Source organism: Vibrio sp. 2CM40D, from assembly GCF_023161825.1.
GTDB classification, from domain to species: domain Bacteria; phylum Pseudomonadota; class Gammaproteobacteria; order Enterobacterales; family Vibrionaceae; genus Vibrio; species Vibrio alginolyticus.
The window spans coordinates 46414-69826 of record NZ_JALNTL010000011.1 but is presented as its reverse complement, the minus strand read 5'-3'; the positions used below and the strand labels follow the sequence as shown (position 1 = coordinate 69826).

Sequence of the window (23413 nt, the reverse complement as noted above, 5' to 3'; positions counted from 1 at the left end):
GAGACGTAAACTAGTAGCTATCCGATAATATACATGGTTAAACATCTCAAACATATATGTTTGAGATGTTTAACCTATATTTAGTAACAGCTATCGTTACTATAACCCAGAATCAAATATGTCTATTTGAAAGTGTACTTATAGCTAAGAAAATATATAGAAGGAATGATTGTAAGGGTTGTTAACATGGATATTATACAGCCCCAGCCAACCACCAGTGCCATAGGTGACATGTAGTTGTCATAACCTCCCAAGCCATACGCAAGTGGGATAAGCCCAGCAACAGTTGTGATTGTGGTTAAGGTTATCGGCCTCACGCGGCTTTGCGTTCCACGAATGACAAACTCCAGCAAGTTAGTATTACTACACTCCGATTCGTGCTCTTTGAAGTGCCAAATCAACACTAGGCTGTTGTTCACCATAATACCAATCAAGGCAATCATCCCTATGATGGAGAAAAAGCTAAGCACCTGATTATGTAAAAACAGAATGAACAGCGCGCCAGCGATACCAAATGGAATCACCGTCAACACAATCAAGGTTTCTCTCATTCGATCAAACAGAAGAATCAAAAGCAACGCGATACCAATGAACGCCACGCTAATCGCAATCATAAAGCCTTGTTGTGCTTCTTGTGTTTCTAAGATCTGCCCTGTCGCAATGATAGAAGCACCGCCGTATTCTTTATTGGCAAAAGCGTCTTGGATCGCAGCAAAAACGGCAACTGGATCGGTAATAGTCGAATCGACACCTGACGACACTCGAACCACTCGCTCTCCATTAAAGTGTTTGATTTGCGCTTCTGCATCAGCATTTTTCCAGCGAACCAGTTCACTTAATGGCACCAGTTTGTTGTTGCTGGCACGAACTAAAATGTTATCCAGTTCTTTTAAGGACTTGTCGTTTTCTTCTAGCGCGACTCGGAAATACACTTCTTCTTCACCATTAAAAATCCGCGTCACGCGTTGACCGTCAATCGCAAACTTAATGATATCACCGACCTTATTGGCACTGATGCCGTAGTACTTCAACCAATGATGTTGTAACTCAGCTTGAATCTGTGGTGCTGGTGCATTTAAATCACGTCGTACTCGACTCGTCCCGTCCAATGATTCAATGTATGCCGTCAGATCATTAGCAAGCTTTTCTCGCCCTTCATCCGTACCGCCAACGACACGCAAGTCCACTGGACGCCCTACCGGAGGGCCGCCGCCATCAATATCAAACTCAATTTGAGCCAATCCGGTGATTTGCGTTGCTTTCTCTTCCCACTCTTCGACGATTTGCTCTGCGGTTCTTGTCCGACGGTTTGGTGGCGTTAGTGAAATCACCCAATAGCTATTTGGTGAGCTCACTTCGCCATACCAATAATTCACCTCTTCAGTGCTTTTGATCAGCGCTTCTAGCTGCTGTGTTTCTTTCCAGACGTCATCCAAATCTAACTCTGGATTCGACTCAGCGCTGATCTCTATCAAATACGCGCCGTCTGTTGGGAAGAATAAGAAACTCAAACTCTTATATGAAATTGCCCCTAAAGTTAGAATAACCACTGTGATGCTTGGCAATGCTACCTTGCTGTTTCGAATAACAAATTCAATCAAACGATTCAGCGTGCTTAAATCTAAAAGTGGCTTTTTCTTTACCTGGCTCTTCTTACTCAAAATGCCTTTTAAGTGGGCAGGAATAAAGAACAGCGCGTCGATAAATGAAAAGCACAACGCAATGATGACTGTAAGTGGAATCACATAGACCAATTTACCGCTGTTTCCCGGCAAGAAGAGCAAAGGTATGAACGCAATCATGGTGGATAAAATGCTTGCGAGGACCGCTGGGAATACACTCTTCACACCTTGTGTGACCGCCCTATCAACCGGATAACCTTCTTCAACTAGTGCTACGATTTTATCACCCACCACCACGGCATCATCGACAATAATTCCGACAATCAGAATTAAGGCGGACATAGTGAACACATCAAGAATCTGCCCGAAAGGAGGCAGCAAAGCCAGCGTGCCAAAGATACATACGGGAATAGAAACCGCGACCCAAAATGCTATGCGTCTATCAAGGAAAAGCGCTAATGTAATCAGCACCAAACCAAGTCCAACCAAGCCGTTGTCTTGCACTATGCGCGCTTTCTCTTGGATATCTTCAGACAAATCAGAACCGATGGCGATAGTGTATTTGTCACCGAGCAGTTTTTGCTGATTCGCAATCAAGGCTTTCACCGCGTTGGAGGTGCTAATAACATCCGCACTCTCATTGGTTCTCAAATCAAAAAGAATGCTCTTGTTACCATTGATTGAGCCATACACCTCGCCTTTTTCAAACCCGTCCTCAATGAGACCTGTAACGTCTTTAAGTTGAATGTTCGGGCTGAATGAGATCAACATTTCACGCAGCTCTTCAATGCTATCTAGCTCGGCAGAGGTCATTAGTTCAGGGTTGTTTTTTAAGGCTTCCAGTCGACCACCGCTGATCAGCGTATTACGCTCTGCAATCAATGCAGCCACTTGATCTAGCGTCAAACCGTAACGTCTTAAAGAAATGGGTTCGAGTTGAATTAAGAACTCAGGTGCACGCAAATCAACAGTGTAAACTTCACCAATCCCCTCAATGCGTCGCAATGCCAACTCTAGGTCTTTGGCTTTATTTCGCAGAGCTTTATAACCAACATCACCAGAGATACCGACTACCATGAAATCCAAGCTGTACGATTTTTTGATCGACAGCGTTGGTGCTTCAGTTACGCCAGCAGGTAAATCCGTTACCCTAGCCAGAGCATCTCGAATGTCTTGGTAAACAGCATTCGGATCAGAAACATTGCTATCCAACACCACGCTGATCTTTGAGACACCAGTTTCCGATGTGGAGGTGAACTCTTTCAAGCCGGAGATAGACAGGAGTTCTTTCTCAATTTTACTGGTGATGTTACTTTCAATATCTTTCGCGCTGGCACCAGGATAAACTGTGACAATATCGCCTTTTCCTAAATCAAATCGAGGCTTCTCAGCAAGGGGAAGATTGTAGGCAGTAAGGGTACCAATGCTGATAATCAAAATGGTTAGGATTTTAGACGCAAACTTTCGGTGAGAGAGCAAATCTAAGAAGAAACTCACATTGCCTCCTGATCATTGAAATAGACGTATGATTCCATGCCCGGATTAAGCTTGCCGTTGGCGTTATCAACCGTCACTTCAACAAGGAAGCCAGGTTCACTGTTTTGGAAAGCAGGAGAAAGCAAAGTGATGGTGCCATCGATTGTTTGCCCAACAGAAGGCACTTCAACCTTAACCTTCTCGCCCTTGGTAAATCTGTTGAAGTCAATTTCTAACAGGCGAAAACGCACTTTCAAACGTTCCATATCTGCAATGGTAAAGAGTGCATCCCCCACCGAAATAAATTGGCCTAGCTCAACAGAGCGATTGATGATAACCCCATTGAAAGGAGCATCAGGAGAGGCTTTATCCAGTGTTCGTTCTGCGATTTTATAGTGTGTATGGCTTACATTAAACTGAGCTCTACTGACGTTGGTTACACGAACTTGGTTGTCAACATCGCTTACAGATACTCCTTTCTTTTTTAACAATGATTGATATCGTTTTAGCTGCTTCAATTGAACATCGAGTTCTGAGCGCTGGACATCTAATTCGTTGCGCGCCAAATCTAAACTTAATGCATAATCTTTAGGTGATAACAATAGGAGCTCTTGTCCTTTCTTAACCGGGTCTCCATTATCATAGTTATAAGAATCAACAGTGCCGACAACTTCACTTTTTATTACAACGCTTTTTTCTGGAATAAATTGACCAACAACATAATCTTCGCTTGCGTAAAGCAAGTTAGAAGCGACTATTGTTGATATTAATATTAAGTTGATCTTCATTATTATTGACCTGACTAAAAATAGTTTTATTTATAATATCAACATAAGATTACTCGAAAGAATGTGAAAAATTTGTCATAAAATTAGAAGGCCGTAAAAATCTATATAAAAAGATCAATCGCTTATCTAAATATCATTAATTGCAAGGGCAATTTATATTTCTATATCAAAGGTATTAAATACTACTTAAGTAAAATATATTAAGTTTTAAAATTTTACTTAAGTAGTATATCTTGACTTAGTCATTGTAAATCTATATGCATATCTGAATGTCTAGCTTATCCAGAAAAGATGAATCCAAGATTGATATGTGATGTTACTCATGGAGTTAAAATCATCATATGAGCATTAAGGACAGAGATAAACTTGTTGTGTATGTGGGAAACTGTGTAAATCTTTGATTTTCCAGTTATCCACATACGCTATAAAGATCTATATTTAACTATATAAATCTATGATAGCTATAGATCTATAAGATCTATAGAAGATGTAAGGCATTGATAATAATAGAGTTTAACTCGTTTAAAGATCTTTTTTTAGGTCTTTAAGTAACAAGATCTAGGTTTAATTGATCATTTATTAGGTGTTTGTGATCTTCTTACAGGCTTTAATGCAACATAATCTAGGTAAAAGTGATCATATATTAGGTGGTCGGATAACATATTTTAGGTGTTTCTGTTCTTAAGTGACATATTTTAGGTGTGTGAGGTGCTTGTATAGAAGTCTTGTCCGGTTTTTTTTACTTTCGAGTCAATGATCACGTCGGATTCTCGCCTGTATACCTAAAATGTGTCACATAGCTCATTTCAACCTAAAAAATGTCATCTTTAGACCCCATGACCTAAAACTTGTTAGCTATCAGTAATCGTGAGTATCGGTTAGTTCTGAAAGGGTATCTATCTTTTCCATTAACGATTCTAGTTCATGTATTCCATCATCATGCTTTTGTTGCTCTTTTTCTGAGTATCGTTTTGACAAGCTATCTTCAACTTTAAGAGCGTGGTCTTCTTTACCCACATAGCGGTACGCGATGGCAAGTGCTTCTAGTTCAGACTCGGTTAGTCTGACTTGGTTTTGAAGCCTTTTCAATTCAAGTTGTCGAATTGTCTTAAGAGCATCGTGTTGATTCAGTTCATCAATTGAACCTAGTTTAACCCACCGGAATAGAAACTTGATTCCAGTAATGGTTCTACCTTTCTTTACAACCTCAAACCCCTTATCACCTTGGCTACTTTCTAAAAATAAAAGCTCTTTGCTAATCTGAGGGTGTTCAGAAAGTTCTTTAATACTTTCCCTGATACAACGTTTCATAAATACGCTGTTGTTTTTGAAGGAACTTTTATCTTTTTTCAGCTTCCCAGATTCGTCCAAAAGCCCAAATATTCCTTTCAGTTCACTAAGCTTTTGCGCATGCATTTCAAAGCCCTTGTCTTTGAAACGACTAAGCAGCTCGTACAAGCGTTTAGAATACTCCTTTTTTACCTCAAAGAAATTGCGAGTGTTAATCAGTGCAAATCCTTGATTATATTCAATATACTCTGATTTGAGCATATCGTTAGGAACCATCGTAAGTATGCCGTGTTTATAAGCTATATGTTTAAAAAGAGGTCTATAGTCGAATTCAATATCACCTTTCGGGGTTTCCACCTTTATCCCGATTTTTCGACTAGCCAGGCGGTTCGCTACTGGACTTAAGTTGCTACCGATATGTTTAGACTCAACACCTAACCACTCTGATAATTGATGTGAAGTAAATTCATAGTGTGGTGTTTTCTGATCCCAGTCGTTTGGTTTCATATGTGCAATCATCAACGCAAACATATCAGCTTCCCTAGCGGATAGATCTTGACGACTAAAGACCAGTTGATGGCCTTTTTTGATATGTTTCGGGAGGTTATCGCTTACCGCAGGGTAGAAATATTCTTCATCACTCATGCAAATGCATATCCATAAATAACAAAATTTAGGTAATTATGACACATTTTAGGTCGAGCATGTACAGAAATACTCACATCAAGCAGTGATTATAGATACCTGATTTGTACTCGCCCTACTGCGTCACGATAGTATTCAACCAAGCCTTGAGACTCTTTCTCTGAAATGGTGTTCATGTACTCTGCTAGTATGGTAGCTGTATCACGAACCTTGTTCACGCTAGCTTTCACGGCGCTTGCAGCCTTGTTGTGCCAGCTAGCAATCACAAACTTAAGGTATGACAAGAACTTAGGCGCTAAAGGCTGTTGGTGCTTGTTGTACAGCTTGATAACACGACGAGCTCCACTAGCTGATAGGCGGCCTTGCTTAGCAGCTAATTGAAGTTGTTTTACTTCATCTGCGTCACGTTTGAAGATTTTCAAAAACCAAGAATCAGATGGGATACCGTTATTAATTTTATTTTTACTCTCTGTAGAGAGATCTTTTGTATTTATGCTGCAATTTTTGTTTTTGTCTGATTGCTCGCAAACCTTGTCAGAACTGGCCTCAAGAGGTTTTTCCACAGAAGCCCCCCTAAATGCAATTTTTGTCTATTACAAAACTTCTCTGCCGCTTGTAGCGCGTATTTGTATGCACCAGTGAACATGTTTTGGATGCCATCAACGCATAGAGTGATGTGACGTTGATTCTGACCTGTGTGAGCGTTCCTCTTTGGCTGTCCATAAGCGATCAGGCCAAGTTTTTTTGCACTTCTGATGTAATTATCAATAGTGCGCTTTATGATTGGCTTACAACCGTAACGGTGACAGTTCTCATTGTAGGTACGCATTAAGGTATCGCTTGAAGCAAAGCAAGTGTGACCATGCTTAAGGATAAAGCTTGAGATAGTTTCTAGTAGGCAAGCAAGCTTACGTTGTGCCAATGGTTTATTGGCTTTGATATTGGAAGCTTGTGTTCTGAATCCTGACTTCCAGTACCGAGGATTCAGCAAAAGTGGTGTAATTTGCATAAAATTTGCTCAAATAAAAAGCGCAAAAGTTTGCCACCGATCTCTTTGAACGTTATAATTACACCTGTCTTGTGTTGTGTAATTTTAACGCTCGCTAAGATTGGTGCTCAAAACAATCTAAGTTGTTAAATTAATTACGAACCATTTGAGACATTAGTCGCCAAACTAAAATGTCTCACCTGATTAGGCTTTGGTCTAATTTATTACGGCATACTGACTTTCCTTAAGTTCGTTTGTCGTGACGCTTTAAGTTTGCCGCTTAAAGCTCGATTTCAGTAAGAAAGCCCGCTCGCCAAAGCGGGCTTTTTTATTTTCTGTTGTCCGAAATCGAATCACTTTCTCTCTATCACGGCATCGCCATGACCTAATTACAGAAAAACTCCCCTATTATTGATCGTCAATGGTTGATCAAATAAGTCTCCATATCAAAACTATTCCGAACAAGGGGCGTTACCATCTGGCGCTAAAGTTTACCAAAAATTTTATCTATTTAAACTCCTTTTGGACGTGTTAATATTCCGAACACGCCGAATTTTGTGGATAACTCTGTGATGAAATTTACTCCCCCACTAAGTGCTGAACAGCAATTGGAAACTCAAGTTAACCAATTAAAACAACAATTTAAGCGCCGTCAGTTCCCGAAAAAGAACGCACCAGCGCTACCGTTGGATTTGTTAGTAACAATCTCAGGTTGCACCTTTGGTTTGCATAGCCAAAAAGACGGTAGACTCGTTCTAAAGGCCGATAAGGCGATTAACTTTGATAAGGGTGTCAATGTGTTGCGCTCAGTATCGTATATTGCTGGCGCGCGAGATAGCGTATCTATCGCTGGTTGGGACTGGCGACCAACGCACTTCAAGAAAGATAAACTCTATTTGCGTCCTGTCGCGCCTAGTGATTTATAAAATTCCGAATTGGCCACCAGAATTTTCGATTTAATTGAGTGTTTTTTGTACTTAATTACTAATCGCTGGTGGCGCTTTTTAATTGATCAACTTATTGGAATTTTCGTGATGAAGATCCGAAGTTGACGAATTGCTGTTTAATTTGAGGCGCAACACTCACTTTTTGCTCTACTGGAACGTAGCTATTTGTCGGTAAAGTTGCCATTTTTCGGGAACCTAGCGACTCAAACATAGCTCGCACCACTTGATGATCTTCCTTGCTGGCCATGTTGGCGATCGCTTTGCGCTGCGCATCGGTCACATAGATAGGTAAAGAGTCCACAACATCAAGCAGCATCGAGGTTGCCTTAGCGTTTTGCTCTACCTTTTCACGCAACTCTGCGTTCACGCTTTCTAGGTACATAAGCTGGTTAGTAAGATCACCGACAAGCTCAACATTAGTCTGTTGAGTCATGTTCGCGTAGATATTACGCGCGGATTCCTCATCAAAACCTTGTTCCTGTAGCGATTCGAGGATCATTTGCTCGCTGTTCGCACTTTCCATCATCATGGCAGGATGATCTAGGCTGATATAGTTCGGCTGCAATACGTAGTCCATACCGTGATATGAAGTCGTGATCGATGCCTCGCGTGTATCTTGGCCACCAGTCGCCCAGCTCCAACCACCAGCACGGCTATTGTGCAAACCTAAAGCAATACGGCCTGTGTCGGTATCTAAAAACTCTTGAGTGTGTTCAACAATACCGTCATCTGAACAGGTGATAGAGATTGTGCGGTTAGATGGCACGTTTTCTACCACAACCGGACGACCATTAATCATGATCACCTCAGTCTCACCGATTGAGAGCTTATTCGCTCGCTGGCGGGATTGATGGCCATAGTAACCATACGCTTCACCGAGTCGTAATAGCTCTTGAGTTCGTGGGCTGTTGAGCATCGCTTGAACGGCTTTGATGATGTAATTGCGCTTGTTGGCGCTAAGCTTGCGACCGTCATTGAATAGGCTGAAACGGTCGGATACTTGTTTAAGTGCTTTTGCTGTCACTTTCTTTTCTCCATTAATGGCTTTGGATTTCGGTTAGTAGGTCGAGAACTACGTCTCTAACGAATCGTTCCGCTTCGCTTTGGTCAGTCATGCCAATGGATTCCATCATTTTTTCGTTTTTAGAGACTTGAGCGGCCAGCTCGGAAATGACTTCCTTGGCCAGCTCGGAATCGAGGCCAATAACAGACGTGTAAAGGTGATTTTTGAGTTTTTCGGATTTGCCGATTGGGGATTGCTCGATAAGGTCAAGCACGGTGGCCAGCATGGTTGCGTAGTTCGCTTGAGATTCCATTGCATCGGCTTTCTCTTGCTCAATAGCGGTATTGAGAGAGTTAAAGCGGATCTCGAATGGCATATCGTTATCGTTCCACACCTTGCCGTCTCGGTAGATGGTGTGAATATCGATAGCGCGCTTAACGAACGCCACCACGGCTGCGCGGATTTGGTTGGCGCGTAGTGCAGATTGAATCGATGTGCGGAAGAAGCCGCCCTCGCCTAGTCCACCAGAAAGAAGATCACCAAACCCAAGCATGGATGGGTCTACGCCAAGCGTTCCGGCTAAGCGTTTAAGGTGAAACATAATGTCTTCGATGTGGGAGATATTCGGGTCAGTGGTAAAGGTATCGATCTGCAAGCCACCTTTAGCGCCGCCCATAAAGGGCAATAGCGTGTTGATGACGGTTGGAATGAAACCTAGCTTGCGGGAACGGTCTACCACCTCTTGACGGTCTTGCTTCATCTGGTCAGCGACCATGTTGATGTATTCCGCAGCTCCGGCCGCATCTAAGCCGTCAGTGTTTACCGCTACCATGCGATCGATAAGTGAAGCATTCACACGACTTGCGCCGAGCGCTGCAATGGACTGGCGAAGCATCGACCAAGCCTCAAAACAGGTAAGAAGAATGGATGTGCCGTAGTTCTGCGTCTCGATTGGCATGCGTGAATACGCATCGTCATAAAGTGAGTAGCGCTGGCCAGTGTAGTTAACTGGCGGTATATCCATATCTGGCCGCCAGATTGGCATTTTTAGTGGGATAAGCGCCCAAGGCTCGGCAAGGCGTACCTGTTCGCCGTTCGCTCGGGTTTGTAGATATTCCGCAGTAAATCCCGCTAGCTCGCCCGAACGTTCGTACTCACGAATTTGGTTTGGCAACGTGTAGTAGTTGGCCTCAAAGTGAGTAATACCCACGCCCTCTTTCGTGTATGGGCGAACATAGTTAACCCCATAAACCAGCGTTGAATACGTCCAGTTCATTAGGTTTTCGTTGATTGGAGTTAGCAGCTCTCGGTTAAGACGCCCTACGTACTCGGCGTACTTCTCATCGGTTGGATGAAGATACACAGCCATGCCATTGTCGTTTGATACCGAAAGAGCGTGACCAAGGTGCAGATTGAGCGCGGCATCAATCGTGCTGTCCTCGGCCATTTCCTTGAGTATCGGATATAGCATGAAGCGATCTTTCGGCAGCTTGTGCAGAAAAAAGCGGTCTGAGCTTTTTCGACCGTCATTGGTCAGAGCGCCGGTGCTTTCATCTAATTGGTTTTCGCGATCGTGGAATGGCGATCCCGTGTATCCAGCGCCAGATTCAAAACTGATCCCGCTCTCTTTATCGTCATTCTCGTTAAAGAAAGGGAACGCTTGTTTTAAAGCTGTCGCTAGCCCAATTGATGCCTTGTTTTGCGACATGTGCGACCTCGGTTAGTTGAGGCGCTTTCTACAGGGATGGGGATGATCTTGGATGATAGCGCATCGCGTCAATGTGACCAATACGCTAATAAATGATTGATTTTCTATGCGTTAAATTTTTTTAGTCAAAGTTCAATTGCTTGCCTTTGAATCTTGGTTACTCACCAAAAACACTAATTTTTATTCTTGATGATAACCTCCGTGTTCGGAATAATTATCCCATCCCTAAAAATCTACTTCCTTAGATATTTTAGATTATTCATTAACTTAAATTGATATTGATAGTGGCGTTTTTTTGGGATGGGGAATAGGAAAGGAAAAAGTCGGGCGAAAGCTCGACTTTTTTTTTGGCTTTTATCCAATGAATAAAAGGCAAGTTCAATGAACACTGATTTAACCCGCAGTATTGAACAGGCGACAACAATCGATGAACTGGTACGCCAGTTTGAAGCCTTGCTCGCTGTCGATATTAGCGACACTCCAAAAGGCCACCAGCGCCTTAAGGCTAACCAACTAGCCAAAGATATTCTCGCCAAGTACAACGGCGACTACTCCAACGTTTCACCCGAAGATAAAGCAGCTCTGCGCGACTACACAGGTTTTGGCGGTATCGGTGGCTCCACCAACGAATACTACACGCCTAAATGGCTGGCGAGCGCGACTTGGGATGCAGTTCGTTCCTATGGCTTTACTGGCGGCAGCGTACTTGAACCAAGTTCGGGCGTGGGCGTATTTAGCGAAACCAAACCTAAAGGCACCCTGACTACATCCGTAGAAATGGATCAGACCTCAGCGGCCATCAACCAAATTCTTCACCCCGAAGACCATGTAATCCAATCAGCATTCGAAGCGGTAGCAACTAATCCTGGCATTGGTGACTTTGACCTAGTGATCGGCAACCCGCCTTATGGTGTTCGAGACGCTAGCGCGATGAAAGACAAAGCGTACAAAGACATTAAGTACGCTGATCAGTATTTCGTTTCTCGTTCTATCGATAAAGCGAAAGCTGGTGGCTTGATTGCCCTAGTGCTGCCAACTCGTATTTGTGATGCGAAAAACCTTGAGAAGTGGCGTACACAACTCGCGCTTAAAGCGGAGTTTTTGGGCGCGCACCGACTACCAACGGGCACGTTCTCTGATACGGGCGTAGTGACTGACCTTGTTATCTGGCGAAGACACAGCGACCAAGCGAAAGCACTGATTGATAGCGCCGACCGCGACACGCTGATTGAATCTAACGTACTTTGGGACACTTGGCTCAAAGGTAAGTGGTTCGAGCGCGAGGGTAATAAATTCATCAACGGCGAACAGACTGTTGAGGGCGTAGGTAAGTTTGCGCGCAAAGTCGTGAAGCGTGGCAACCGTTCTAACGAGGATATTAAAGAGTCGCTAATGCGCCGCTTTGACAGTCGCATTGACTGGATGTTGCTCGATGAAGCGGTCAGCGAGCCAGTGAGCGCGAAATACTCCGAGGGCGACACGATTTTCCGCAATGGCCAGCAGTACGAAATGATTGATGGCGAATGGGAGTTATCTAAAAGCAACGCGCAAACAGGCGCTATCAGCAAGCCGACCTATGGCGTAGATAACACCGATGAGATCGGTTCTATCACCTACTCTACTGAATCGATGCTTAAGCTATCGGCCAGCCAAGCGCTCAAGCTTTTCGAAGATTACGGTTACTTGTGTCATGACGACTTTAAAGCCCTAATGCGCGAGATAGCCAAGCTGCCAAAAGCGAGCCAAGAACACGCTTATAAAGGCATTCTACTTGGCATGAAAGTTCAAACACTTGCAACGCTGGTTGCTGGTGGCCGAACCACAGCCAATAGCGACTTGGCCAACATGGCAATGGGCGCGGAGGACTTCCAGACCGAACAATATCGCGTGAAGTTAAGCGGCGAAGTGTTAGAGCTGAACGCACTAATGGGCGGCTCTAAGGAATCGAAGAAAGCGCTAAGCAACTTAAGCGAGAAGTACGTTTCTGCATGGAATTACTACCACTCATCGATCGATTCTAAGGGCAAACTGTCTGACCTACTCAAAGGCGACCTTAAGCGTGAGCTGACCGTTCAATACAGTTCGTCTCGCATTGGTGACGTGTTCCATCTATGCGACCGTGAACTAGGCATAACCACACTGACACTGCATGACGTTCGCACGTATTACACCGCAAGCGGTATCGATGCGATGAGCGATGAGCAGTTGCTTGATTACCTAGCGAACATGGATGAGGTAGCTGTAAACCCTGACGGCACGGTGACGGCATTCCATAAAGCGACGACTGGCCTAGTCGGCAAGCGCATGGATCAGCTGACCGCACAATTAGTATCGGCCACCAGCGATACCGTGAAAGCTAACATCATGCGCCAAATCCAAGCCATCGAATCTAAGCGAAACAAGATCTCGATTGCCGATGTGAGGATGAAGCTTACCGATAAGTGGATTCCTAAAAACATCATGCTTGAGTTCCTGCATGACCGTGGCTACACGGAATTTATCTTGGGCGACTTTACCGAGGATAAGGACGGCTTTGAGGATTTCGTACAAAGCGAATCCGGCCAATACCTCACTGGCTACCGTTGGCGTGATGGCGAATGGATTGATGGCTTAACTCGTAATGGCGTGAAAGGTAAAGCAGCGAACAGCGATGAGCGATTTGAGCGTCAAATTGAATCGTACATCAACTATGGTGCTGTTCGTGGCGGTAGTAAGAACGAAGATAAATCACTTATCCGTGAACAAATGCGCCGCCTCGATGATGAGTTTTCTACATGGATTGTATCATCTGACCATTCAGAATACTTGGAACAGGTTTACAACAATACGTTTAACGGTTGGATTAAACCGGAGTTCGATGACACTCCATTATCGCTAGATGGCGTATCTGGTGCGATTGAGTTCCTACCTTACCAAAACTCAACGATTCGCCGTCACAGTGCAGACGGGAACGGCATTATTGCCTTTGGTACTGGCTTGGGTAAAACGCTCACTGGCCTTGGCCTCGTGCAGCACAACCTAGAAACCAAACGCGCTAACCGTGTGGCCATCGTTGTTCCTAAATCCGTGTTAGAGAACTGGTTCTATGAGTCCGACCTGTTCTTTGGTGAAAGCAATCTATCTGACAAGGTATTTATCGGCCTTGAAGTTCACAAAGACGATGACGGAAAAATCATTCGGGAACCGGAATTAGATGAAACGGGCGAACCGAAGTTAGACAAGAAAGGTGATCCTATCTTGCGCGCCAAACTGACCGTAGACACCAACGGCAAGCGCGTAGCAGAACAGCTCCACCAGCTTACACAGTCAACAGCTCGCATCGTGGTAATGACAAAAGACGTGTACAACCGCATTCCATTGAAGCCGGACACGATTTCGGCCAACGTGCTTGAAATGCGCGATGCTGGTTTGATTGCTGGTTCAAGCAAGCTAGTTAAGGAAGCGGAAAGCCACACAGAGCAAGCGAAGAACGCGCGCTTTGAAGCGAAATATGCTGACGATGGTACGGCCAAAAACGAAGAACTACCGTACTTTGAGGACTTGCTATTCGATTCGGTTATGGTCGATGAGGCGCATGATTTCCGCAACTCGTACAAGGGCGGCTCATACCGAAACAATCTGGCATTCTTGCCTAGCCAAGCGCAAGCCGATCGCGCTATCGATATGCAGCTTAAGAACAACGTCATTAAGGCTCGCAATGACGGTCGAGGCGTTTACTTCCTAACAGCTACGCCAACCGTAAACAGCCCTGTTGATATGTTCAATATGCTGTCCCACATCATTCCGGCAGACACGTTTGCCAAGATGGGGATCTTTGACAGCGACGACTTTATCCGCATGTTTGGTAAGACTGGCGAAGCGCTGGTTACTAAGATTTCGGGCGAAGTTGAACAGCGTGAAGCCCTACTCGGATTCCAAAACCTAGACGCACTTCGAAACATCGTTAACCGCTACATGACGATCGAGGATGCTAAATCCGTTGGTGCCAACGTTCACATTCCTGACCTGATTAGCCAGCAAAGCGTTGTCCAAATGAATAGCGAACAGGAAGCGCTATATGAGGAACTACGCCAGCGCGCTGACGCAATCAGTAATCCAGACAAAGACGAAAACCAAGAGATTGTCGAGCAATACCCTAACGACACGGTTTTCGGCCTAATCCGTAAAATGGACAAGGTAAGCACAGACCTTGATTTGTACTATGAGCGTGTTACCTACCGATTCGCCAAGGACAGCAAGAAAGAGGTAGAGGCGGCAGTAGCTAAGCTACCAAATACCGTCACGGTCGCTTTTGAGGATGTGGCACCAGACGGCACGGTTAAGCTAAGCAAAATCCAAGTTAAGGTTGATAAGAGCGTTAAGGTCGAGGGCGATCACTGCGTGGTTCAGCTCCACCAGCAACTTGATGACCGATTCACAAACATTTGTGACAAGGCCAAGTTGAAATTTACGCACCCTGTCTCCCCTAAGTACGCCAAGTTCCTTGAGAACGCGCGCGAGATTTATCTGGCTGGCGGTAAGCAGCTTGTCTTTACCGAAGAAAAAACACAGCACAAGAAAGTCGCGCGAATCATTGCGGATTTTGTTGGTTGTAAGCTGTCTGAAATCGGTATTTTGAACAGCGATACCGTTGCGGGTAAGAAAGGCTCTAAAGCGACTGAGGACGATGAGGAAGCGGGTTTGGAAGCAATGGCCAATGCTTACAACACCTCGAAATACAAATTCATGATCCTCAATAAAAAAGGCGAAGTCGGCATCAACTTGCATCATGGCACAACCGATATTCACCACTTAACGCTACCTTGGACTCCAATGAGTATCACACAGCGTAATGGCCGTGGCGCGCGTGTTGGCTCTAAACAAAACAGCGTGAACGTTCACTACTACACGTCGAAAGGCTCATTCGATGATTTCCGCTTGGCCACAATCCAACGCAAAGCCACTTGGATTGAGACAATGTTCAAAGGTGATGAAAAGTACATTGCGAACGCCGATGCAGACGCAGCCGACGAAACTGCAATCATGCTGGCAGCGAATCCAGAAGAAGCGAAAGCCCGTATCGAAGCGGCTAAGCGTCAAGCTGAGCGCAAGCGAAAATTAGAGGAACGCCGACTAGCAAGTATCAACGTTAGCAAGTACATCAAAGCCACCCAAATGCTTGCTTTGGATGTGAGTGCGGTTGAGGGCGAGCTGGCCGAACTACGCGAGAAGTTAGAGCCGCTACGCAAAGAGGTGGAAGAAGATCGCCTACGTGCAGAGGGCGAGAAGCGCGGCAGTTGGCAGCACAAAAACTACCAACGCACCAAGGGCAGACTGTTTGCGCTAGAAAGCCAAATCAAAACCTATGAGGCAGCGATCAAAAACCGCGACAAAGCGAGCGATACCATCAAGAAATTGAAACCAGCAATGGAGCTGGCCATCAATGACGGTGTGTTAAAGGATTACCCTGACTTCCTAACTCATCCAGAGTTGTACATTGTTCGCAATGGCGTGATTGTGCGTAATGGCTACACCTACAAAGCCGAAGTTAAGAGCCGTTCTTGGAGCGCTGAGTACGATTCGAAAGCAACAATCATGATCACCAACTTCGACCGTAAATCTGGCACGGTGGACGGCTTTATTACTGAAATGGACGGCGAACCTGCGTCACGCAACTACGTCGATCTACCTGTTGAGCGCATCATTGAAATTGCGCCAGTGAATCAGGATAGAGCTGCGCTAGAAGCAAAAGCGCTCCAAGGTGTACCACTAAGTGAAGTCGCTCATACGTTTGACCGTGAGACGTTCTTTGAACTGGTCGCAGAAAAGAAAATGAAAGCCTACGGTAACAGCCGCCGTTGTTTGGTGCGCAATGCTGACGGCTCATTCTCTACACCGTGGGGATTGGATGTTGAACCAGACCAAACGCTGATTTATCCAGATGCGAGCGATAAAGCGATCGTGAAAGCCCTACTCGACCAAGTAACCAAGCAATTGGAAGATAAAGGTCACGTGATGTTGGAACACGACATTCTAAGTTTCTTTATCGGTAGCGATTGGGACAAACAGGCGATGGAAAACGGCAACCAAGTGAGCGAACAGGAAGTTGTTGAACTGGTGACACTTGAGATCAAAGCATTCGAGGAAAAATACCCTGAGCTTTATCAAGAAGCGCTACTGAAAGCAGAGACGACTTACAAAACGTCTATCACTTTCCTTAAAGAGCTAGATAACCATCTAAGCAATTTGAAATGGACAGGTTACACCAACGCACACGAAGCGCGCCGCCTATCGGCTCGTGAGTTCACTCGTTACACCGATATTCTGACCGAACGCTCTAGCGAATACCGCACAGAGCTGGAAGATAAGCTATTCGCTGACTTCACTAAGCTGGTGGCTAACGACCTTGACCGTGCAAAACGTCTATCACAGATCGCGTACTGGATGACGCAATACAAACCAACGACCGATACTCACCTACTGAAAAAGGTCGATGCGATTTACGGCGAAAACTCACAAGAAACCATGCTTAAGGTATGTGCCGACCTACACGCTATTGGCGAACGTGAGTTCCTATCCGGTGATGGCCTAATTTTCTCGGATGACTGGTCATTGAATCGCATGAAAGGTGCGTATGGTTCGCTATTCACTTACCGCAGCGCACAGCGTGAGGAATTTATCGAGAAGTACCTAAATGCGGATAAGCCGGAAAAGGCCGAGGTTAAAGTGACCGAAACGCAGAAAGTGAAAATCGATAATATCTCTGCCATTAACGTAGAGAGCATCGAGAAGTTTAGCGAACTAATGTCAGGCATTGGCATCGACGTTAAAATGGTGACTTCACCAATTAGCTGGAAGCCTAAGCGCGGTCGCAACCGAAAAGAGATTGTTGTAGAGCCATACGAGCGCATTGGTTTGATGGACAACAATGGCCTTAAAGGTTCGCTTAAAGTGATGTTCGCTGGTGACAAGGAAGCTAAGGCCGAGTACGGCGCTGACTTCGCATCAAACGCAAGCAGTGAATTTAATGGCGGCTGGTGGTTTATCTCTGCGAAAGCGGATTTGGAATTGCTAGCGAAATCGCTATTAACCATTCACAACACAATGGCCGAAGCTGCCTAACTCAAATTTTCGCATGCGAAAAGTTCTCGCATGCGAAAACTTTTTGGAGACAACAATGATTACCCAAGTGAAATTGCCTACCGTTGAAGATCTACAGCCCTTACTCGATGAGGCGCTAGAAACAGCGCAAAGCAAAGAAGCATTTATCCAAGCTCAAGTAGATGGCATTTACAAAACACTTAAAGCCAATCCGCTCATGTACCGTCACTATGGCGCTTATTGGTGGGCGGTTAAATCGCTCATGGCCAAGCATGGTTATGACCTTGGCAGCGATTCAGAAGTGATCACAGAGCAACACTTCAATTTCGAAGACCCTGCGATTTTGTTGTGTGCTGCGTGGGCGTACCAGCAAGAGCAAGTTGATAAAGGCTACTGGCAAGCAAACCTACATACCTACTACGTCGATGATGAAGAATTTGAATACTCTATCGAGGACGTAAATCTCGAAGCGTGGAGTGTTAACAGCAAATCGATGCGTTAAGTTTTCGCATGCGAAAACTTTTTCTCATATGCCCGTCATTTTTGGCGGGTATTTTTTTGCATGGAATTTGGTAAGAAGTTCTCGCATGCGAAAACTTTTGAGATAGAAAAAATAAACCCCGCCACTGAACAAATGGCGGGGATTGCACGTTGAACAGATAAGCTTTGATGCAATCAATCCTACCCCTAATAGTTTTGTTGCCGCCTATCTGTAATTTATTTTATATGAAATAAATTTCATATTCAACAGGTTTTTCAATATTTTTATTAAAAACAACAGATTATGCAACTAGGTGCTTTTCCCTTCTTATGCCTGTTGACGCTGCTCTTTGTAACCTAGTTAAGTAATAGAATTGTCAAAATGTTTTCGCATGCGAAAACACATGGAATCAATCTCACAATTTATCTGATGTTCTCGCATGCGAAAACTTGTGCAATCGGTTCTGTTTGTTACTTTTTTTTCTTGTACTGTTGCTACTGGCAACGTATAGTGTGTGCCTGTTGCCAGTGACAACAATCGAGAGGCATTGATATGGCATCCAAGGAACGATGCGAAAGATTAAATCAATTAGTCCAAAAGGCAGGAAGTACCAGAAAAGCCAAGCAGCTCATTGATGGCGTTAAGGGTGTAAGCCCTTGCCACACTGCTATTTACAAAGCAATGCACGGCGGCGGTACAACTGATTACGTAGTTCAGTGCTATATCGAGGATCTTGAGGTAGCACTGAGCAAACCAAAACAGCAAACAAATTCCACCAGCAAAGGAAATTAATTAATGAGCATTATCATGGCGATTGCCAACCAAAAAGGCGGCGTTGGTAAAACAACTTGTACTTACAACTTTGGCATTAGCATCGCTAGCCAAGGCAACAAATGTCTATTCCTGGACTTTGACCCACAAAACAACTTAGGCGGCTCAATCGCACCGGAAATGGTCGAGAATCCAGAGTACACATCTGCGAGCTGCCTACACAACGCTTACAACCTTTTTGAAAATCCAGTAAAGGCTAAACCTTTCGAAGTCAGCGAAAACGTACACGTTATTGGCGGCGATAAGCGCATGGGTAACATTACTCAATCACAAATCTTAAACGTGGCTGAGTCTATCGACCTTATCAAAGACGACTACGACTATATCTTTATCGACTGTCCACCAGCGGCGAACGCGCTACAGCATGCAGCGCTACTTGTGGCCAGTAAGCTACTTATCATTAGCCAAGCACAGAAAATGTCGATCAAAGGCGTTAATGAGCTGGTTAAGACCTCGCGCCAAATCCGTCGAATGAACCCTGACTTGGAAGTATTAGGTATTGTCCTAAACCTTATCGAAGCCAACATTACAAACGACCAGCGCGAACAGGAAGCGGAACTTCGTAAAGAGTACGGCAACCTAGTTTTTGAAAACAAACTGATTAAAACAACGCGCGTAAGTGAAGCTCTAAACCAAGGCAAAGCACTGATTGAAACCAACCCTAAAGCGGCTGAGAAATTCGGCTTTACAGCGGTTTGTGAGGAACTTTGCAAGCGCATGGTAGAGGTGACAGCATGACCAAAAGCTTAAGAGATCGAATCAAGCTTAGCGACCTAGATAATCTCTTGGATGAATCAGAGGTAGAAATCCGCGATGCAGCGAAAGTGTTGGCTATCCCTAAAGACTCTTTGTATTCAGTTGAGCAAGTTCGTGAAGAATTTAACGATGAATCACTACTTGAGTTATGCGAAAGCCTAGAAGAAAACGGCCAAATTCAACCTGTCGTTGTTTATCCGTTCGATGGCAAGGGATACAAAATCCAAGAGGGTGAACGCCGTTGGCGCGCCACTATGTTGAGCGACAAGCTGACTCACGTTGAATGTATTATCCGTGAAAAGGGCGATATTTTTGGCCAGCTCATTGAAAACATCCAGCGAGAAGATTTAACGGCAATCGAATTAGGTAAGGCGTTTGACCAAGCTAAGAAAAAGCACAATCTGGATAACCGTGGCTTAGCTAAGCGCCTTGGCAAATCAGACGGCTACATTTCAAAATACCTAAATGTGCTTAAAGCCCCTGACTTTGTTTTGGAAGCATTCAAAAAAGGGATTATTGGTGATGTTGAGTCCATCAACGAACTACGCAAAGCAGCCATCGATAACTCTGAGCGAGTTCGTGAAGCACTGGAAAGCGGCGAGAAGCTAACACGCCAAGATTGTGTAAAACTGCGCACTGGCGAGCTAGATAGCAAGATGGAAGTTGCACCTCAACCTAGCAAACCAGAGAAAGCAGAAAAGACCGATAAGACACCAGTAAGCAAAAAGCCTACGGCAAACCAAAAGCCTACCAGCATTTGTGTGATGGTTAATGACCGTCATGGTTTGGTGTTCGCATCTGGTAAGCATAGCGACAAGCTAACGGTACTGTTTGATGATGGCGAACTTGAGCAAGTGCCAGTTGGTGAAGCTCAATTAGTTGGGTATCGTGTGTAAAGTTCTCGCATGCGAAAACTTTTAAAGCGGGTGGCTAATTAGCTGCCCGTTTTTCGTTAGGACGTAATACCCGCCGTCACGGTAGACACCAACCACATAGTGATCGAGCGGCACGTCTTGCTAGCCAAATAGCCCTAGTTGGTCATCGCAATAAGCGACGATATTCACCAACTTTACCTTTTGGACATGCAGTAGATAGATATTATCTAGCGCCCCTTTAAATGGTCTGTAGATATACTCGCCATCTTTCCTTAAAGCGGGGATCTCATTCCCTGCGACTGAATGGCCATCGGCAACGCCGTCTTCGTTTATGTCGATTAGCCCGTAGTGATAACGATGCCTGATAGTAAACATCCCCTACTCCCAAATGCAAAAACGCCAGATTTGACAATTAAATCTGGCGTTTTTGTGTGTCTATAAAGGTTGTATAGGCAATATATGCCAAGAACTATTTTATAGCATGCCTCGAAGCGTTTGCAAGTTCGTCCAGTTGCACACTAGACTCGAACATAAAGCCTGTTTGTACCCCCTCGTTTTCCAGCTCTTGATTTACACGCCCAAGAATATCAATAAGCGATGCACCACCGCCGCCAAACATATCCCCGAGCGCTTGGCCTTGGTGAAGCAATTCACTATTGATTGCCTCGGCCATTGCCTTAAATGCCAGTGTCATGCGTTTTGCGCTTCGGTTGTTAGCAGCAATGAATCTCGCCAGCGCTTCGGCCTCGGGATCGTTGTCGCCAAACAAACCGGACTGAGCCAATAGCTCATCGATGTGTTGACCGGAATCTTTGGCCTGTCTTACTAGCTCGGTTGCTTGCACCAGTGAGTCAAGTGCTGACTTAGCGAGGTCAGGTTGTGAGGCGTTAATTTCCACGGCTTCTGCCAGCGTTCCAGACGTGTTTTTATGCACCTCTCCGCTAAGGTATTGCATCTCAACAAACGCGCTTGCTGCGCCGTTTAGCGCGCTCAAAATGTTGCGAATTTCGGGATCGGCTTCCTCGGCTACCAGCTTCACCAACTTCTCGTTTTTGTACGCCTTGGCAAACACGGAATTTTGCATGCGCTCAATCAGTTGCTTGGTTGGTCGGCCATCTTCAGTAAGTAGTCCGGCGGTTGAGTTATCCCCAATTTCAGTTAAGAAACTGTTTATAAATCCTTGGTTAGACTTGGCCAAAAGGTTGCCTGTTTCGTTCGGTTGGAATAGAGCAATCATGCGGTCATCGATGCGCTCTGCGTCAACCCAAGCTGTCTCGGCTGCGCTCATTTGTTGCAAGTCAGAGAGGTTGGAATCTCGGGCAAACTTAGCACGGTTAACTTGGGTAACACGTTCTCGAACCAACACTGGCTCGCGCATGCTCTCAACTTTCTCCGGTGATAGGTCGAAGCGCTCCGCATTGTCGATTAGGAACTGGCGGTACTTATCAGCCTTACCCTCTCGATACGCCTTGATGATAGCGATGGTTCGACCGTTCCCCGACTCCACCACATTGTCTGCACCGACAATCGGTGCGCCGTGGCTAGATAGTCCAGAATCGGTTAATTGTTGTGGACGCAAATCGTTGGCCATCTTTGAGATCTGCAATTTTGAGGATACGCGAGTACGGTCGCGCGGTTGCAGTTCTTGCGGGAAGTTCGGATTGATTCGACCGTCTAAGTCGTTCGATGGAATAAGGTCGCTGGCTTCCACGACTTTAAAGCCTGTTTCTACTTCGTCGCCTTTTGCTGTCACAACGTAGCTGGTGCGACCTAGCTTGGGTTTTGGATTGTCTGTTGCGTACAGTTGAACAATCTCGGCTAGGTCATTGATGTTTTTCGCCTCTTCGATTTCGGTGTTAATTGATTTGAGTTGATTCAATTTGACCGCTCCGGTGGAGTGGCGAGTTCTCGCATGCGAAAACTTTTGGGGCAGGGAAAAAGGATTAAAGGCTCTTAAGCAATGCGAAAAGCGCCTTGGCGTAGTTGTGACGCTCACTGGCTGCCAGCGCAAGGTTTAGAGATTGCTTGTAGTAATAGTCTGCTCGGATTTTAGTGAAAACATTCATTGTTTTTTCTCAAGTTCTCTGAAAAGTTTTCGCATGCGAAAACTATATCGAACGAGATTCTTTAAAGTTCTCGCATGCGAAAAGTATATAGAATGTCATGTTTTAAAGTTCTCGCACGCGAAAACTTAAGCGGCCAGTTTGTCAGGATTGTGCTCGAACCATTCAATCGCTTTTTGCTTGATGCTATCTAGCTCCAAGCCCTCTGAGTGAACGTCTCGCATTACATCAACAAACAACGATGGCTTGGCTGTATTAAACTCCCCTGCAAGGAATCTCGCAACCAGTTCGCTTTGTTCAACTGGACGTTCGCCATTGTCGCGCTCATTCTGCTCAATGTGCTTAGTGATGATCTTGATAGCCTTGCTACGGTCAGCGCGCGACCAGCTACCAAAACCACCATTTTTCTTGGCTGAGCCCGCATCGTTTTTCCAGTAGTCCAAACCTCGCGCAATATGCCCTTTGTAGCCAAACTGGAAGTTTTCGCCATCCTTGTACACAACGTAGTTATCGCCCTTTTCAACCATTTGGTAGTTAGGGAAAAACGCCATTTCGTATTCGTACCAGTTAGGCAGAAGTAGCACTTCATTGAGCTTTTCAATCTTATCGGAGCGGCCTAACTTGGAAAATTCTTCTACCGATATTGGCTCATCCGAACTTGATACCGGCTCCTGCTCAACCTTTTGGTTAGCGCCTGTCAGTTTATTAAGAATTTCCACCAGCTCACGGTTCTTTTTGATGCGTTCACCAATCGATAGCTGGCCACTCTTAAGCTCTTTCAACAAACCCGCAGCATCGCGGTTGAGCGTCATTTTTTCTCTTAAGCTTAACACTTGATTCTCTCCGGTTTAGGCCGCCGA

Annotated in this window: 16 protein-coding genes; 6 read left to right on the top strand and 10 right to left on the bottom strand. The window is 45.0% G+C overall.

Going from position 1 to position 23413, the window contains the following annotated elements:
* Positions 1–122: 122 nt before the first annotated feature.
* The 4 genes from MTF70_RS20610 to MTF70_RS20595 all read right to left on the bottom strand — a co-directional run bounded on the left by MTF70_RS20610 (position 123) and on the right by MTF70_RS20595 (position 6384).
* Complete coding sequence (locus tag MTF70_RS20610) at positions 123–3119, bottom strand: efflux RND transporter permease subunit (RefSeq protein ID WP_248394349.1); 2997 nt, start codon at positions 3117–3119, stop codon at positions 123–125.
* Complete coding sequence (locus tag MTF70_RS20605; protein WP_248394347.1) at positions 3116–3886, bottom strand: efflux RND transporter periplasmic adaptor subunit; 771 nt, start codon at positions 3884–3886, stop codon at positions 3116–3118. The genes MTF70_RS20610 and MTF70_RS20605 overlap by 4 nt, the downstream gene beginning before the upstream one ends.
* 858 nt (positions 3887–4744) lie before the next feature.
* A complete protein-coding gene (locus MTF70_RS20600; protein ID WP_213962033.1) occupies positions 4745–5821 on the bottom strand; it encodes a replication initiation protein in 1077 nt (358 codons plus the stop codon).
* A gap of 89 nt (positions 5822–5910) precedes the next feature.
* Complete coding sequence (locus MTF70_RS20595; RefSeq protein WP_248394345.1) at positions 5911–6384, bottom strand: hypothetical protein; 474 nt, start codon at positions 6382–6384, stop codon at positions 5911–5913.
* A gap of 997 nt (positions 6385–7381) precedes the next feature.
* On the opposite strand from MTF70_RS20595, the gene MTF70_RS20590 reads away from it, so the two are divergent.
* Positions 7382–7735 (top strand): hypothetical protein, encoded by a 354-nt coding sequence (locus MTF70_RS20590; protein WP_136976906.1) that lies wholly within the window; start codon positions 7382–7384, stop codon positions 7733–7735.
* A 91-nt stretch (positions 7736–7826) separates the two neighbouring features.
* On the opposite strand, the gene MTF70_RS20585 is transcribed toward MTF70_RS20590, so the two are convergent.
* Positions 7827–8780 (bottom strand): head processing protein, encoded by a 954-nt coding sequence (locus MTF70_RS20585; RefSeq protein WP_248394336.1) that lies wholly within the window; start codon positions 8778–8780, stop codon positions 7827–7829.
* Between the two features lie 13 nt (positions 8781–8793).
* Complete coding sequence (locus MTF70_RS20580; protein WP_248394334.1) at positions 8794–10467, bottom strand: portal protein; 1674 nt, start codon at positions 10465–10467, stop codon at positions 8794–8796.
* Between the two features lie 381 nt (positions 10468–10848).
* Here MTF70_RS20580 and MTF70_RS20575 point away from each other — a divergent pair, with 381 nt between their 5' ends.
* From MTF70_RS20575 to MTF70_RS20555, 5 genes are all read left to right on the top strand, one after another.
* On the top strand, positions 10849–17568 hold the full coding sequence (locus tag MTF70_RS20575) for an SNF2-related protein (protein WP_248394332.1): 6720 nt from the start codon (positions 10849–10851) through the stop codon (positions 17566–17568).
* Positions 17569–17623: 55 nt separating this feature from the next.
* Positions 17624–18049 carry a hypothetical protein gene (locus MTF70_RS20570; RefSeq protein ID WP_054579116.1) on the top strand — a complete coding sequence of 142 codons (426 nt, stop codon included), beginning with the start codon at positions 17624–17626 and terminating at the stop codon, positions 18047–18049.
* Between the two features lie 531 nt (positions 18050–18580).
* On the top strand, positions 18581–18820 hold the full coding sequence (locus MTF70_RS20565; RefSeq protein ID WP_017634062.1) for a hypothetical protein: 240 nt from the start codon (positions 18581–18583) through the stop codon (positions 18818–18820).
* A gap of 3 nt (positions 18821–18823) precedes the next feature.
* Positions 18824–19597 carry a ParA family protein gene (locus tag MTF70_RS20560; RefSeq protein ID WP_017634061.1) on the top strand — a complete coding sequence of 258 codons (774 nt, stop codon included), beginning with the start codon at positions 18824–18826 and terminating at the stop codon, positions 19595–19597.
* Positions 19594–20511: a ParB/RepB/Spo0J family partition protein gene (locus MTF70_RS20555; RefSeq protein WP_248394330.1), complete on the top strand. Its 918-nt coding sequence runs from the start codon at positions 19594–19596 to the stop codon at positions 20509–20511. Before MTF70_RS20560 ends, MTF70_RS20555 begins: the two co-directional genes overlap by 4 nt.
* Positions 20512–20631: 120 nt before the next feature.
* On the opposite strand, the gene MTF70_RS20550 is transcribed toward MTF70_RS20555, so the two are convergent.
* From MTF70_RS20550 to MTF70_RS20540, 4 genes are all read right to left on the bottom strand, one after another.
* Complete coding sequence (locus MTF70_RS20550) at positions 20632–20865, bottom strand: hypothetical protein (RefSeq protein ID WP_248394328.1); 234 nt, start codon at positions 20863–20865, stop codon at positions 20632–20634.
* A 94-nt stretch (positions 20866–20959) separates the two neighbouring features.
* Complete coding sequence (locus MTF70_RS20545; protein ID WP_248394326.1) at positions 20960–22369, bottom strand: hypothetical protein; 1410 nt, start codon at positions 22367–22369, stop codon at positions 20960–20962.
* Between the two features lie 64 nt (positions 22370–22433).
* The gene (locus MTF70_RS24380; protein WP_017634057.1) at positions 22434–22556 is read right to left on the bottom strand and encodes a hypothetical protein; all 123 of its coding nucleotides are present in this window, start codon (positions 22554–22556) and stop codon (positions 22434–22436) included.
* A gap of 125 nt (positions 22557–22681) precedes the next feature.
* On the bottom strand, positions 22682–23365 hold the full coding sequence (locus MTF70_RS20540) for a hypothetical protein (protein ID WP_248394324.1): 684 nt from the start codon (positions 23363–23365) through the stop codon (positions 22682–22684).
* Positions 23366–23413 lie beyond the last annotated feature (48 nt).

Excerpts from the sequence above, each read along its gene's own strand:
- MTF70_RS20580 (WP_248394334.1), bottom strand. The coding sequence starts at position 10,467 with ATGTCGCAAAACAAGGCATCAATTGGGCTAGCGACAGCTTTAAAACAA.
- MTF70_RS20565 (WP_017634062.1), top strand. The coding sequence starts at position 18,581 with ATGGCATCCAAGGAACGATGCGAAAGATTAAATCAATTAGTCCAAAAG.
- MTF70_RS20605 (WP_248394347.1), bottom strand. The coding sequence starts at position 3,886 with ATGAAGATCAACTTAATATTAATATCAACAATAGTCGCTTCTAACTTG.
- MTF70_RS20575 (WP_248394332.1), top strand. The coding sequence starts at position 10,849 with ATGAACACTGATTTAACCCGCAGTATTGAACAGGCGACAACAATCGAT.
- MTF70_RS20600 (WP_213962033.1), bottom strand. The coding sequence starts at position 5,821 with ATGAGTGATGAAGAATATTTCTACCCTGCGGTAAGCGATAACCTCCCG.
- MTF70_RS20590 (WP_136976906.1), top strand. The coding sequence starts at position 7,382 with ATGAAATTTACTCCCCCACTAAGTGCTGAACAGCAATTGGAAACTCAA.
- MTF70_RS20550 (WP_248394328.1), bottom strand. The coding sequence starts at position 20,865 with ATGTTTACTATCAGGCATCGTTATCACTACGGGCTAATCGACATAAAC.
- MTF70_RS20570 (WP_054579116.1), top strand. The coding sequence starts at position 17,624 with ATGATTACCCAAGTGAAATTGCCTACCGTTGAAGATCTACAGCCCTTA.
- MTF70_RS20560 (WP_017634061.1), top strand. The coding sequence starts at position 18,824 with ATGAGCATTATCATGGCGATTGCCAACCAAAAAGGCGGCGTTGGTAAA.
- MTF70_RS20540 (WP_248394324.1), bottom strand. The coding sequence starts at position 23,365 with ATGACGCTCAACCGCGATGCTGCGGGTTTGTTGAAAGAGCTTAAGAGT.
- MTF70_RS24380 (WP_017634057.1), bottom strand. The coding sequence starts at position 22,556 with ATGAATGTTTTCACTAAAATCCGAGCAGACTATTACTACAAGCAATCT.
- MTF70_RS20555 (WP_248394330.1), top strand. The coding sequence starts at position 19,594 with ATGACCAAAAGCTTAAGAGATCGAATCAAGCTTAGCGACCTAGATAAT.